This is a genomic window from Clostridium pacaense, assembly GCF_020709765.2.
In the GTDB taxonomy this organism is placed as follows: Bacteria; Bacillota; Clostridia; order Lachnospirales; family Lachnospiraceae; genus Enterocloster; species Enterocloster hominis.
In genome coordinates, this window is sequence record NZ_JAJFEB020000014.1 from 1 (window position 1) to 12,765 (window position 12,765).

The 12,765-nt window shown below is 47.6% G+C and carries 11 protein-coding genes and 6 tRNA genes; 12 read left to right on the top strand and 5 right to left on the bottom strand.

What is annotated here, in order from left to right; genetic code table 11:
* The 6 genes from LK536_RS49500 (at position 1) to LK536_RS49525 (ending at position 611) form a co-directional block, all read left to right on the top strand.
* Positions 1–74 (top strand) — tRNA-Asp (locus LK536_RS49500).
* A 37-nt stretch (positions 75–111) separates the two neighbouring features.
* Positions 112–184 (top strand) — tRNA-Val (locus LK536_RS49505).
* A 43-nt stretch (positions 185–227) separates the two neighbouring features.
* A tRNA-Tyr gene (locus tag LK536_RS49510) sits at positions 228–309 on the top strand.
* Positions 310–360: 51 nt separating this feature from the next.
* Positions 361–434: transfer RNA gene (locus LK536_RS49515), tRNA-Met, on the top strand.
* Between the two features lie 25 nt (positions 435–459).
* Positions 460–532, top strand: a tRNA-Lys gene (locus tag LK536_RS49520).
* 6 nt (positions 533–538) lie between these two features.
* Positions 539–611, top strand: a tRNA-Phe gene (locus LK536_RS49525).
* A 269-nt stretch (positions 612–880) separates the two neighbouring features.
* On the opposite strand, the gene LK536_RS49530 is transcribed toward LK536_RS49525, so the two are convergent.
* Positions 881–1,147 (bottom strand): tyrosine-type recombinase/integrase, encoded by a 267-nt coding sequence (locus LK536_RS49530; RefSeq protein WP_008726735.1) that lies wholly within the window; start codon positions 1,145–1,147, stop codon positions 881–883.
* A gap of 732 nt (positions 1,148–1,879) precedes the next feature.
* Here LK536_RS49530 and LK536_RS49535 point away from each other — a divergent pair.
* The gene (locus tag LK536_RS49535; protein ID WP_227796535.1) at positions 1,880–3,811 is read left to right on the top strand and encodes a DUF5050 domain-containing protein; all 1,932 of its coding nucleotides are present in this window, start codon (positions 1,880–1,882) and stop codon (positions 3,809–3,811) included.
* Here LK536_RS49535 and LK536_RS49540 read toward each other — a convergent pair.
* A complete protein-coding gene (locus LK536_RS49540) occupies positions 3,808–4,527 on the bottom strand; it encodes an alpha/beta hydrolase (RefSeq protein WP_227796536.1) in 720 nt (239 codons plus the stop codon). The two genes, LK536_RS49535 and LK536_RS49540, sit on opposite strands and share 4 nt — an antisense overlap.
* Positions 4,528–4,623: 96 nt before the next feature.
* Between LK536_RS49540 and LK536_RS49545 the strand changes: the two genes are divergently transcribed.
* Positions 4,624–4,875, top strand: a complete 252-nt coding sequence (locus tag LK536_RS49545; RefSeq protein ID WP_227796537.1) for a hypothetical protein — start codon at positions 4,624–4,626, stop codon at positions 4,873–4,875.
* Positions 4,876–5,024: 149 nt separating this feature from the next.
* On the opposite strand, the gene LK536_RS49550 is transcribed toward LK536_RS49545, so the two are convergent.
* Both LK536_RS49550 and LK536_RS49555 read right to left on the bottom strand, forming a co-directional pair.
* Positions 5,025–5,267 carry a hypothetical protein gene (locus tag LK536_RS49550; RefSeq protein ID WP_008726730.1) on the bottom strand — a complete coding sequence of 81 codons (243 nt, stop codon included), beginning with the start codon at positions 5,265–5,267 and terminating at the stop codon, positions 5,025–5,027.
* Positions 5,264–5,677 carry a DUF3842 family protein gene (locus LK536_RS49555; protein ID WP_008726729.1) on the bottom strand — a complete coding sequence of 138 codons (414 nt, stop codon included), beginning with the start codon at positions 5,675–5,677 and terminating at the stop codon, positions 5,264–5,266. Before LK536_RS49555 ends, LK536_RS49550 begins: the two co-directional genes overlap by 4 nt.
* Before the next feature lie 604 nt (positions 5,678–6,281).
* Between LK536_RS49555 and thrS the strand changes: the two genes are divergently transcribed.
* The 4 genes from thrS to LK536_RS49575 all read left to right on the top strand — a co-directional run bounded on the left by thrS (position 6,282) and on the right by LK536_RS49575 (position 11,864).
* A complete protein-coding gene (gene thrS / locus LK536_RS49560; RefSeq protein ID WP_474913182.1) occupies positions 6,282–8,177 on the top strand; it encodes a threonine--tRNA ligase in 1,896 nt (631 codons plus the stop codon).
* Positions 8,178–8,651: 474 nt separating this feature from the next.
* Positions 8,652–9,374 (top strand): GntR family transcriptional regulator, encoded by a 723-nt coding sequence (locus LK536_RS49565; RefSeq protein ID WP_025484652.1) that lies wholly within the window; start codon positions 8,652–8,654, stop codon positions 9,372–9,374.
* Between the two features lie 160 nt (positions 9,375–9,534).
* Positions 9,535–10,899: an MFS transporter gene (locus tag LK536_RS49570; protein WP_227796540.1), complete on the top strand. Its 1,365-nt coding sequence runs from the start codon at positions 9,535–9,537 to the stop codon at positions 10,897–10,899.
* Positions 10,896–11,864 (top strand): alpha/beta hydrolase, encoded by a 969-nt coding sequence (locus LK536_RS49575; protein ID WP_227796541.1) that lies wholly within the window; start codon positions 10,896–10,898, stop codon positions 11,862–11,864. The genes LK536_RS49570 and LK536_RS49575 overlap by 4 nt, the downstream gene beginning before the upstream one ends.
* 81 nt (positions 11,865–11,945) lie before the next feature.
* On the opposite strand, the gene LK536_RS49580 is transcribed toward LK536_RS49575, so the two are convergent.
* Complete coding sequence (locus LK536_RS49580; RefSeq protein ID WP_025484656.1) at positions 11,946–12,653, bottom strand: Crp/Fnr family transcriptional regulator; 708 nt, start codon at positions 12,651–12,653, stop codon at positions 11,946–11,948.
* Positions 12,654–12,765: the final 112 nt, after the last annotated feature.

Below are 12,765 nucleotides of genomic sequence, written 5' to 3' on the forward strand. Positions count from 1 at the left end.
GGCCCGGTGGCTCAGCTGGTTAGAGCGCCGCCCTGTCACGGCGGAGGTCGACGGTTCGAACCCGTTCCGGGTCGTTTTTCTTTCATATACACGCTGAAGAAAATACCTATTGGGGTCTTAGCTCAGCTGGGAGAGCATCTGCCTTACAAGCAGAGGGTCACAGGTTCGAGCCCTGTAGGCCCCACTCAAGTATTTTTCTTAAAAAAGTGTATATACTAATTTAATAAGGGCGAATTCCCGAGTGGCCAAAGGGGACAGACTGTAAATCTGCTGGCAATGCCTTCGGTGGTTCGAATCCACCTTCGCCCATTAAAATGTTTATTGACAAAGCATTTTAAAACATTTATAATTATATATTAGCGCGGGGTGGAGCAGTCTGGAAGCTCGTCGGGCTCATAACCCGAAGGTCGTAGGTTCAAATCCTGCCCCCGCAATTTTTAATGTAAAAACTTAAATCTTGGGTGTGTAGCTCAGTTGGTAGAGCACTTGACTTTTAATCAAGTTGTCCCGGGTTCGAACCCCGGCACGCTCATCAGATGCCCAGATAGCTCAGTTGGTAGAGCAGAGGACTGAAAATCCTCGTGTCGCTGGTTCGATTCCGGCTCTGGGCACTAAGGCACTTATCTGTTATGGATAGGTGCTTTTTTATTGCCAAAAAGTACGTAAATACGTTGTTTTAGGGGGATTTATCCACAAAAGATTTATTTCAGGTAGATGTTATCAAGGTGGGAATTGCAGTTTTCAACAGCGATTATTTCATGTGCAAAGTGCTCATATCTTTTCGTGGTTTCAATGCTTTTATGACCCATTAAAATGCTTAAATCGTAGACACCAGTATTTCCCGTTCTCCTGTAGTTATCAATGCAGAAACCTGTAGTTATCAATGCAGAAATTGGGACAGATAATCTTCCAGCAACATTTTGGAAATATACCCCAAGGGGACTAAACGGTCTTTGGAAACCTTCCCGGTGACCTGTAACGCACCACGGTCAAAATCCAGCCCCTTTTTTACTAATGTGCATACCTCGTTCTGCCTAATACCAGAGTCCAGCATTAAAGCGATTATAGCCTTATTTCTGGTAGTCAGCCACAGGACGGAGAATTTTGCGGAATCCAATAAATATTGTATCTCAGCAGAAGAAAGCACATGGACATTCTTTTTGGGAGTTTTAGGAACCTTTATCTTTACCGGGTCAAAGCTAAGACCATATCAGCATGTACCCATCTAAGGAATATTCGGGTATTTCTGACAGATGTAAAAATAGTTGCCTTGGAAAGATTTAGGATAATTTGTTCTAAATGTCAATAGTACAAATATTATTTTGATAAATAAGCACCAGAGACAGGAACCTAAAGTCTCCGGGTCTGCTGGTGCTTTCTGATGTAAAATCATATGGTAAGAGTAATTAATATTTACTTTTAATCATGTCATAATTAATGCTGTAAGTATATGATCAAATATAGTATAATAGATTTGCTGTCTACCCTATACCGCGCAGCGGAAAGGGGTGTGCAACATGTCTAATGTATTAAACTTCCTGGTTTCGGTCATGGCAAGTGTAGCTGGTTACTACATATGCAAATGGTTAGACCGGAACCGTAAAGACAGCTAGCCAAAAAGAAGCCCCAAAGACTGGTACTCTTTGGGGCTTTGTTTAGTGCAACATATGTACTAAACTTCCTGATATTATTATATTATACCAATCCTGCAAATATGTCAAGTGGCGTTAAATGACTTAAATATACTGCCTTTTAATTTTTAATTATCTGTTATGGATAGGTGCTTTTTTTATTTATTGTAAGATTTCCGCCATTGTAAAAACCAGGGAAGTCTGATACTATAAGTTATTATAGAAAAAGAGGTTCAAAGGAAAAGCAAATGAACAGACGTCGTAAAAAGAAAGAATCGCCCGTAAAGATGGTATTTCTTATCCTGATTGCTGTAATTGTGATGGTTGCAGCTATTTATGTGGTTATTTCCGTGTTTGGGAAAATCAGTTCGGATTATAAGCAGCTGGATTTTTCCAGGGAGGAAGAAACCATGGATATAACCATCGATACAGATGAGGAACCTTCTGTGGGATGGAATGAGACAGACCAGGGATGGATGTATTATCTGGATGCAAAAAGTTTTGTTAAGGATCAGTGGAAGGATATAGATGGATTCCTGTATTATTTTAATGAGGACGGGTTCATGGTTACCGGGCAGTTAAAACAGGATGGGCAGATATATACACTCCACGATACCAAGGGGTATCTGAAAAATATTGAGACTGATTTGGATTATGTTCCTGAGAGTACAGGGGAGAACCTGGACAGCCTGGTAAGGACCAATGCGTTTTGGTGTTTTCTTAAAGATGAGGAAGGGACAGGCCTGTTTAGGACAATCCTATACAGGAAGACCGTGGAGAATAAAATCATGGTCCTTGGAGGGGAAACATCCCCTGAGAAGACTACAAGGTATTCCATGCGGGCTTATGGTGATTATGTATATTATCTGCCTAAGGTGAAGGAAAGCCAGCTGACGCGCCTTTCAGAGGCCGAGAAAGGGCTTTGTGATAAGCTGTTCCGCATGAGGCCGGGAAGTAATGTAAAGGAATTGATTGCTGAGCAGGTAGACGGTTATATGGTGTTCAATGATACCATTTATTATGCACAGGCAGGACAGATCCATTCTGCCGTATCCGGGGTGGAGATAGCTGCCGGGGAAGGGAAGTATTCAGTTGTAATTAAGGATGACAGCTGCTATCTGGTGGATGAACTGGGGAATCCGGCTGTGGCCGACAGTGGAAATAGTGTTGCTGTGGGTGACCGGATTTATAGGATAGAGGAAGACGGTGAGATTAAATATGTGAAGCATGGACAGCTTACCATTGATGGAAGGACATATTATCTCAGCGGCAGCGGGTCAAAGGCAACTGTTAATTCAAAACAGGATAGCAATGATACCGTCCTTATCAGGGAAACTTATGGTGTACAAAGTTACTGTATTGTGGATAATCAGATTTATTACAGCAGTTATGTGGATAAGGGGAGTGGAGGCGAATGGTACAGTAGGATATTTAGGACGGATTTAGATGGACAGAATAAACAGGCTTTGTCAGAACCCTTTCCCGGTGTTATCCAGAATATGTATTATTATGAAGATGAGGGCGAGATATTTGGGGAATACCATCCCTCTATCTGGAGCGGATCTTATGGAGTTGCGGCGGTTATATCACGGGACGGGACTATTTATAAGATAAATGATGCATCGGCCAGGACCGGTAAGCATGTGGATGGGAATGATATGCTGGAGATTGTAATGGCTAAAGACGGCAAGGTCATCTGCCTGTGGCATGATTGTGATTGGAGTAAAAGCAGCGGAATAACAAGTGTGCTTTGGAGTAAGGCGGTTGAATTAAATGGGGCTGACAGAAGTCTGATTGATATGGCTGCTATAGATGTGTCAAAGGAAGAAGAGAGCAGCCAGGGAGGGGATGAGGTAATCGTACCCATAGAGACATTGCCAGGAGAGATACCTGCACAGACCATGGCGCCAGGCAGCCAAGCTGCGAATCCAGGTAATCAGGTTGGGAATCCGGGCAGTCAGGGTGCGAATCCAGGCAGCCAGGGGACGAATCCAGGCAGCCAGGCGGGGAATCCGGGCAGTCAGGGGACAAATTCAGGTAGCCAGGCTGGAAATCCGGCCATGCCGGGTGGCACTGTGGCAGGAACCGTTAAACCGGGTCAGGAGGTCACGGTTCCGGTGCCTACGATTCCGCCGGCAACAGAATCCACTGATGAGGTCAGGATTGTACCGATTGGTTAGGAGATATATTGATTGATGAACTGGAATACCTTATCCCAGTAGGCTGGGCCGCCCACCATGGCAGATTTTACGTGGGCGGCGCCTTCTACTGCAAGGTATTCCTTTTTGCTGTTACAGGCATCATAGAGTGTCCTGGACATCTCAAAGGGGACGAACCTGTCTTCTGTGCCATGGATGAAGAGAATCGGGACTTTTGCCCTGGAGACACATTTGACGGCATCAGCGTCTTTTAACCTATATCTGTTTTTTATGAAGTTGACCAGACCTGCACTGGTAAGGGCCGGAAATGCCGGCAGGCGGAACTGTACGTTCAGCTGGTATTTCAGTACATCCCATGCAGATGTGTATCCACAGTCTTCCACGACTGCTTTTACATTGGAGGGCAGGTTTTCTCCTGCAGCCATCATGACGGTGGCAGCACCCATGGATACACCGTATAGGATAATTTCTGCCTGGGAATCTTTTTCCATAATCCAGTGGATCCAGCTTATGATATCCAGACGGTCATGCCAGCCCATGCCAACGTAGGCGCCTTGGCTTTGACCATGGCCCCTGGCATCAGGCAGCAGCAGATGGAAGCCCTGACGGTAAAAGGCCAGGGCCTCTTCATGGAACCACAGGCCGGAATCTGCATATCCGTGAACCAGGATTACCCAATGGCTGCCTGTACGGGCCTGGAGGGATGCCTGACTTTGATTGCCTGTTTTAGTGTTCATGCACAAATAAGCATGGAGTTTTAGATTATCAAAGGAATACAGATATCTGTCCTGGTATTGTCGGATTAGATGGCTGCCTGCTTCAGGGGCTTGCCTGTGCCGCTGAGGAATCTGATTGTGCCGCTGAGGAATCTGATTGTGCCGCTGAGGAATCTGATTGTGCCGCAGGGGAATCTGTCTGTGCCGCTGAGGAACCTGATTGTGCTGCTGGGGAATCTGTCTGTGCCGCTGAGGAACCTGATTGTGCCGTTGGGGAATCTGATTGTGCCGCAGGGGAATCTGTCTGTGCTGCTGGGGCACCTGATTGTCAGGCTGTATGGTGTCTGGTGTAGGTTTCAGCAGGGATGATTTGTCTGTTTTGGCATCCAGGGCAATGTGATACAGATATCCACCGGTTAAAAGACACGCGGCGCTTACAGCAGCTGGGATTCCTATCAGATATGACTTCATTTGACATGCCTCCTTACTCCTTACTGTCTTTTGGCTGGCAGATCCTATCAGGTTGGTTCATCCTCATCAAAATCCACAATCACATAAAATCCTCTGGAATTTTCACGGATTTCCTTTATGATGCCATATTCGGATCTGATGCGGTACCTGGAAGGAAAGCAGCCGGACATGGCTACAGCGGGGTCAATGATATAACTGTAGCTGCTGGTTCCCTCCCGCTCAATGATTTTGACCTTGTCGCCTTCCTGTACAAGGCCCTGGCGTTCCATTTTAAATTCTATGGTCCTCAAATGGATTTCACTTCCTTCCCTACTTCATCGCATACCATGCTTATATAATCGGATAAGGTATTGTTCTGGCATCCCACGATGTAATGGTTACAGCGGTTCACCGGGATAAGTATCTTATATGCCTTGCTGGAACCGATGGAGGCTGCCATGGCTGGAGTGATTTCTCCCAGCAGGGAATTGGCCATGACGATACCGATGGGACCTATGATGATATCCGCATCCTGGGCATTGACAATGGCGGGATTCTCGCCGGTTGCCCCATAGGTTGCCCCTGCCTTCAACATGGCGGAGGTGGCAATACTGTTGGTTCCGATTGCATATGTCTCCAGTTCAGGAAAACGTTTCTTCAGCTGTTCAATTACAGATCTTCCCATCTTGCCGCCCTGGCCGTCAATAATAACGATTTTCATGTATTCACCTTCTTTTGTCTTATCTAGTGCCGCCCGGCACTATCTGTATATGGTCCTGAGGATATATTTTAACAGAAATAAGGCGGAAAGTAAATGTTATCCACAATTTGAAGGCTGATTATGCGGCATGGGTGGATAACTTTTATGGACATCGTGGAAGTTTTTTGTCAGCATTGGGGGATAATCCCTTTTCCTCCGGTCAATACGCCGGCAATCTTACCATACCCGGCGGATACAATGGCTGCAATGATGGGGGAGTTTTATTTTAGGACGGAGCATCATCATTTAAGCCTTGACAAATCATGGCCAAATGCTATAATCAAAACTAGCAGAAATGCAGTTAATGGCGTTGAAGGAATCAGTAGTCGATGGGAAGTATCCAGAGAGCGGCCCCTTTGGTGGAAGGGCTGTATACCGAAGATTGATGAAGACCGGTCCTGAGCCGTGTCAAGGATACCATGCCGGTCATCTGTTGGATGACGGTAACAGGAACCCAAAGCATTAATCGGATTCCCGGGAGGAAATGACACCGTATCCCGCGTTAAGGGACCAATGAGTGAAAATCAAGGTGGAACCGTGTATATGCACCCTTGGACATAGGGATATGTCCAGGGGTTTTTCTTTACCCATTCCGGCGGATGGACATATACTGAGAGAAAACATGATAACCACAAAGGATGCCGGAATTATTTCCTGGGGAATGAATTTTCAAACACGCCCTAGAGAGGATGAAAGGAGTAATAGCATGAAGATTATTTTACCGGACGGAAGCGTACAGGAAGCAGAGGATGAGTTAAGGGCCATCCGCCACACAGCATCCCACGTGCTGGCACAGGCAGTGAAGAGGCTGTACCCGGAGACAAAGCTGGCAATCGGACCGGCCATTGATGACGGGTTTTACTATGATTTTGACAGGGAGGGCGGATTCACGCCTGAAGACCTGGAGAAGCTGGAAGCTGAGATGACAAAGATTGTAAAGGAAAATCTTCCGGTTAAGCCATTTGTGCTTCCCAGGGATGAGGCAGTCAGGTTCATGGAGGAAAAGTCTGAGCCGTATAAGGTGGAGCTGATTCAGGACCTGCCTGACGAGGAAACCATCAGCTTCTATCAGCAGGGCGAGTTCGTGGACCTGTGCGCAGGACCCCATATCATGTATACAAAGGGTGTGAAGGCGTTTAAGCTTACCAGTATTGCAGGCGCTTACTGGAGAGGAAGCGAGAAGAATAAGATGCTTACCAGGATTTACGGTACTGCATTTGCCAATAAGACGGATTTAGAGAATTACCTTACCATGATGGAGGAGGCTAAGAAGCGCGACCACAGGAAGCTGGGCAAGGAACTGGGCCTGTTCATGTTTGCTGAGGAAGGTCCTGGTTTCCCGTTCTTCCTGCCAAAGGGTATGACCCTTAAGAATACGCTGATTGACTACTGGCGTGAAATCCATCAGAGGGAAGGATACCAGGAGGTTTCCACCCCCATTATACTGAGCCGTAAGCTGTGGGAAAATTCCGGTCACTGGGATCACTATAAGGATAATATGTACACAACCGTCATTGATGAGGAGGATTATGCGGTTAAGCCCATGAACTGTCCGGGCGGCATGCTGGTGTATAAGAACCAGCCTCATTCCTACCGCGACCTGCCCCTTCGTGTGGGCGAGCTGGGTCTGGTCCACCGCCATGAGAAGAGCGGCCAGCTTCATGGTCTGATGCGTGTGCGCTGCTTTACACAGGACGATGCCCATATCTTTATGAGGGATGACCAGATAGAGGATGAAATCAAGGGTGTTACCAGGCTGATCAATGAAGTATATACCCAGTTTGGATTTGAGTATTTTGTGGAACTGTCCACAAGGCCGGAGGATTCCATGGGATCTGACGAGGATTGGGAGATGGCTACAAACGGCCTTAAAAAGGCGCTGGATGATATGGGGCTGGAATACATTGTCAATGAGGGCGACGGCGCGTTCTACGGGCCTAAGATTGACTTCCACCTGAGGGATTCCCTGGGCAGGACATGGCAGTGCGGCACCATCCAGCTGGATTTCCAGATGCCTCAGAGGTTTGACCTGGAGTACACGGCGGAGGACGGTTCCAAGAAGCGTCCGATTATGATCCACCGCGTATGCTTTGGCTCCATTGAGCGTTTTATCGGTATCCTGATTGAGCATTTTGCTGGTAAGTTCCCGGTATGGCTGGCTCCTGTACAGGTTAAGGTCATTCCTGTTTCTGAGAAGTCCATGGAATATGCAACGGGCGTTTATGAGAAGCTGAAGGCAGCCGGTATCCGCACGGAGTTAGACCATAAGGATGAAAAGGTTGGATATAAGATCCGTCAGGCCCAGCTTGAAAAGGTTCCTTATATGCTGGTGCTGGGTGAGAAGGAAGCGGCAGAGGGCGCTATCACGGTAAGAAGCAGGGATAAAGGTGATTTAGGCGCTGCTGTATTGGAGGATTTCATTGCTGATATCAAGAAGATGGTCGAGGCAAAGGAAAAATAAGGTTTTACAGCAGACGGCTGACAGGCAGCGGTAAAGTTTCATGTTAAAAAGGCTGGGCTTATGTTTTTAGCCCAGCCCTATTAATACTATGATATAAGTGTTAAAATAGGGGTGTATAATTAAATAGGGGACAGAGGATAGTCTGGTGGTTTCCTTCGGAAATAAATCCGGGAGGGAATGTAGTATGGATACACATGAGGTGTTGACATTGGTGCTGGTTATATTAGCAGCATTGACTTACATAGATAATCATCAGAATAGAAAATAGCTATCCTCTATCGCAACTAGAGGATAGCCCATAACTAAAAATTATGCAGTTATCCGAAGCGCAATCATCAGACATACGACTGTCTTTTGATTCCCTCTAGGTTAATTATACACAGGGTGCTTGGTTTTTTCAAGTACCCTTTTGAATCCTGATTATGATGATAGCAGCAACGATAGCAGCGGCCGGAGATAAAAGGAGGCGGACAGGTGCCAGGTGATAAGAAAGCATTTCCCAAATTTGTAATCATATATAATGAGATATTAGGACTGATACAGCAGGGGCTTTATCCCGAGGAAAGCAAGCTGCCGCCTGAGGAAGAACTGGCGCTGCAGATGAATGTGAGCAGGATGACCCTTCGGAAATCCCTGAACCTGTTAAAGGAGGATGGTATCATTGAAGCCAGGCATGGTATGGGCAATTACGTCAGGAAGCAGACCGTGAAGGCTGAGGTGGGGATGGAGAAGCCGGGCAGTCCGGTCAGGAAGGTATTAAGACGACAGCCGGATCAGATGGAGTTCTCCATGGAATTAAGGCCGGCCAATGAATATATACAGCATATCTTTAAGCGGAAAGGGTCGGTTTCACTGGAGGCCAGGCGCAGGTTCAGGTTCCAGGGAGTGATGATTGGTTATTCCTATTCCGCAATCCTGGCGGATGTGCTGGATGGCTATGAACTGGATTTAAACAAGGAGGAACAGGTTCAGAGATTTCTGGAATGTGATATCTATGAGCATTTCCACCGGGTGAGGATGGAGATGAAGGTGACGGCAGAAGGCCAGAGCATTGAGGAAGAGGAGTTTTACCGACCGGAACGCCTGTTTCTGATGATTTTTGAGGAAATATATAACCAGAAGGGTGAAATGCTGGTATTCACAAAGCATTTCATCCCATATGAGGAAGTGGATATACTGCTGAATTGGTATCATTAGGATTATAGGAAAAAAGCCCAAAAGACATGGGCTTTTTTTGTTTGTTCTGACGAAAAAGACATGGGGAATAGATATATGGTTGACAAACATTGACAATAGAAGTATATTCTATACAACTAGATATACTACATAGTGAAAAATATAGTAGGAGGTATAGAAAATGAATGATGAAAACAATGTCAAACGGGTGATTCCCATGATTATGCTGGTGTTTATTTCAAGCGCTACCATGATCAGCGTCATCAACATTATTTCCCCGCAGCTGACAGTGGATTTTGGAATCAGCCCTACCACGGTAAGTCTTCTTAGCATGACGGTCATGCTGATGATGGGGGTCGCGTCGGTTGCCTATTCCACGTTGTCGGATTACCTGAGTATCCGCAGATTGATGATATTTGGGGTTTGTCTGCTGGATGTGGGGGCGGTTATGGGATTTCTGGCAGCGGGAAGGAGTTTTTACATGCTGCTGGGGGCGTCTGCCCTGATGATTACAGGAGGGACCTGCGGTTCCGGGCTGATGATCATCCTGGTGAGCAGGTACATAGGGGAACGGGAGCATGCCAGATATTATGGATTTAATACTGCCTGCGTGTCCATCTCACAGGCGTCCGGTATCCTGCTGGGAGGTTTTTTTGCAACTTATATCGGATGGAAGTATGCGTTCCTGATTCCACTGGTCTCGCTGGCAGCCCTTCCTTCCATATGCAGGTATGTGCCGGACGAAAGGCTGAATCAGGAGGGCAGGCTGGATATTGCGGGGCTGGTGCTGTTGGTGGGGTTCACATTCCTCATATCCATGTATTTTAATATGGGGAGCATGGGGTATCTGCTGCTGTCAATGGTGGTGCTGGCGGTATTTTTTATCTATATATCCAAGAGCGGGCGGGCATTCATCAATATGGATTTTTTCAGGAACAGGAATTATGTGACAGCCATACTGCTGGTGGCGCTGACATTTGGAATCCAGAATTCATTTTCATTCCTGTTCCCCTTCATGGTCCAGGGGATATATCAGGTTACCCTGGATAAGGTTTCCCTGATACTGCTGCCAAGCTACGTTTTTGCGGCAGTCATAGCAATGAACAGCGGCAGGATTGTTACCCGGTTTAAAAGCTTCCGTACCTTATGCGGGGCATTGATCCTGGTGGCAGCGGCCCTTGCCTTTGGGGCGTTGGGCACGGACAGGGGCGTGTTGGCGTTAGGAATCTGCGCTTGCCTGTTTGCAGGCGGCTTTGCATTGGTGTATGCGCCATTTATGGAAATCGTGATTTCAACGCTGGCGCCGGAGCAGGTGGGGGTGGGAATCGGGTTCTTTAACCTGATGACCAGTATTGGTCCCTCGCTTCTGATTACACTTACGGGCAGGATGATGTCTGCCAGGGGGCTGGCGGAGGGTCCTTCACTGGCAAAAGGAAATGCGGGGCTTTACAGCAATATCCTTCTGGTGTTCGTGGCTGTGCTGTTGGTTGTATTTATTATTTTGAGAATGAAAAAGAATGATTATTTAAGGGAGGATCAGAAATGAGCGTAAGGATGTGGAGAAAGAATGGACCGATGGTTTCAGTGGAAGGAAGAAGGGGGTATTTTGATGTGGCGTACGGGCAGGATTCACCGTCCCAGAAGCTGGATGTGTTCCTGCCTGAGGGACAGGGGCCTTTCCCGGCCATCATCAGCATCCATGGCGGCGGGTATGTGGCCTGCGACAAGCGCCAGAAGGAGATGATAGAACCGATGCTTGCAGGACTTGAGCGGGGGTTTGCAGTGATTGGGCTGAATTACAGGCTTGCAGGGGAGGTTGGGTTTCCGGAACCGGTCAGGGATATTAAACGGGCCATACGCTTCATAAAGGCCAATGCAGAGGAATGGGGCATCTGTCCGGACCGGCTGGCTGCATGGGGCGGGAGCGCAGGAGGATATATGACCCTGATGGGATGTCTGTGCGCACAGGACAGGTATTTTGACAGTGAAACAGACCCGTACAGGGAAATGGACGCGGGCCTGGCAGCCGGGGTGGCCTGGTATCCCCAGACCGACTTTTTGACGGCTGACGAGGAGCTGGAAACCAATTGTATCATAGGACGTTTCCTTGTATCTAATCGCACGGACCGGGATGAGAGTGAGTATGAACCTGCGTTTCCGCTGACGGAGGACAGCATTTTCCCATTCCATAATCAGGAGGATGGGGTGTGCACCCTGTTCCTGGGGGCGAATCCGGGAAGCGGGGAGGAGGTGGTAAGGACGGCCAGCCCTATCCATCATATCCATAGGAATATGCCGCCGCTCTTCATCCAGCATGGAAGCGGGGACCAGATACTGCCCATGCAGCAGTCTGTCCGCTTTGCCATGAAGGCCAATAGGGTCTGCGGGGAGGAGCGGGTGAGGCTTCAGATCCTTCCCGGGGCCATCCACTCTTCCGTTCTTTTTGAGACGGAGGAAAATATTAATAAGGTGCTGGATTTCATTGGGGCTGCGGTGGGGAATAGGAGATAGGCTTTAGGATGAAACTATATATGTTTAAATAGGTTTCCGGGGGTGTGGATGGAGGGAGTGAATATCCAGATAGGCATTGGATCATGAATAAGGCTCCACTCCATGCATCATATCCTCCAGCTGCCCTGGGGTCAGAAGGAGTTTTCCGCCGGACAGGGCCAGCATGTCCTTTTGTGCCATTTCCTTCAGGATACGGTGGATTGTACGAAGGGAACAGCCGGTTTTTGTTGCCAGGAACTCGCGGTTGAGTTTCAGGCAAAAGATTCCGTTTACAGGGGAAACCTTGCCGGCTTCCTGGCAGATGATGTACATGCACCGCTGTCCGTAGGACATTAACAGATAACGGCGGCTGGAATTCAGCTGCAGGGACAGCTTTTTCATCAGCAGCCTGGTACGGAAGAAGAGGGCGGTGCTGTCCGCGCTGAGCCACTTAAGATAGAACCTGGGGGGAATGGTAAGGCAGACGGATGGTTCCCAGGCCCTCACCGTCACATAGCTTTCCGTGTCTTCTGAAAAAAGCTCATAGTCGCCTACAATATCAAAGGGGGACAGATCAAAGAAACTGTAGGGAATGTCCCCAGCCTTTTCCTCAATGGCCTGAAGCCTGCCGGACACAAGGATATAGACCGTGTTGCAGGGCGCTCCGGCCTGGATGAGAAGCTGGCCCGCCGGGAAGGTCTGGAGGGTCAGATAGTTGCGGATTAGGGGCGGGCAGGTTGAAAAGAATGACTCGATGGTCGGATAGCAGTCATACTTCCTGCAGTTTTTTAGTATGCGTTCCCAGGTCATGATGGATTCCTCGGTAAAAAAGTGATATAATTGGAAAAAAGGTGACATTTGGCATTTTTAATTACTTATATTGAGTTTAAAATAAAACCAGATGAAATGCAAGAGAAAGAGG

Bases quoted from the DNA above. Each gene is read 5' to 3' on its own strand.
- LK536_RS49535 (WP_227796535.1), top strand. From the start codon at position 1,880: ATGAACAGACGTCGTAAAAAGAAAGAATCGCCCGTAAAGATGGTATTT.
- LK536_RS49540 (WP_227796536.1), bottom strand. From the start codon at position 4,527: ATGAACACTAAAACAGGCAATCAAAGTCAGGCATCCCTCCAGGCCCGT.
- LK536_RS49555 (WP_008726729.1), bottom strand. From the start codon at position 5,677: ATGAAAATCGTTATTATTGACGGCCAGGGCGGCAAGATGGGAAGATCT.
- thrS (WP_474913182.1), top strand. From the start codon at position 6,282: ATGTCCAGGGGTTTTTCTTTACCCATTCCGGCGGATGGACATATACTG.
- LK536_RS49570 (WP_227796540.1), top strand. From the start codon at position 9,535: ATGAATGATGAAAACAATGTCAAACGGGTGATTCCCATGATTATGCTG.
- LK536_RS49575 (WP_227796541.1), top strand. From the start codon at position 10,896: ATGAGCGTAAGGATGTGGAGAAAGAATGGACCGATGGTTTCAGTGGAA.
- LK536_RS49580 (WP_025484656.1), bottom strand. From the start codon at position 12,653: ATGACCTGGGAACGCATACTAAAAAACTGCAGGAAGTATGACTGCTAT.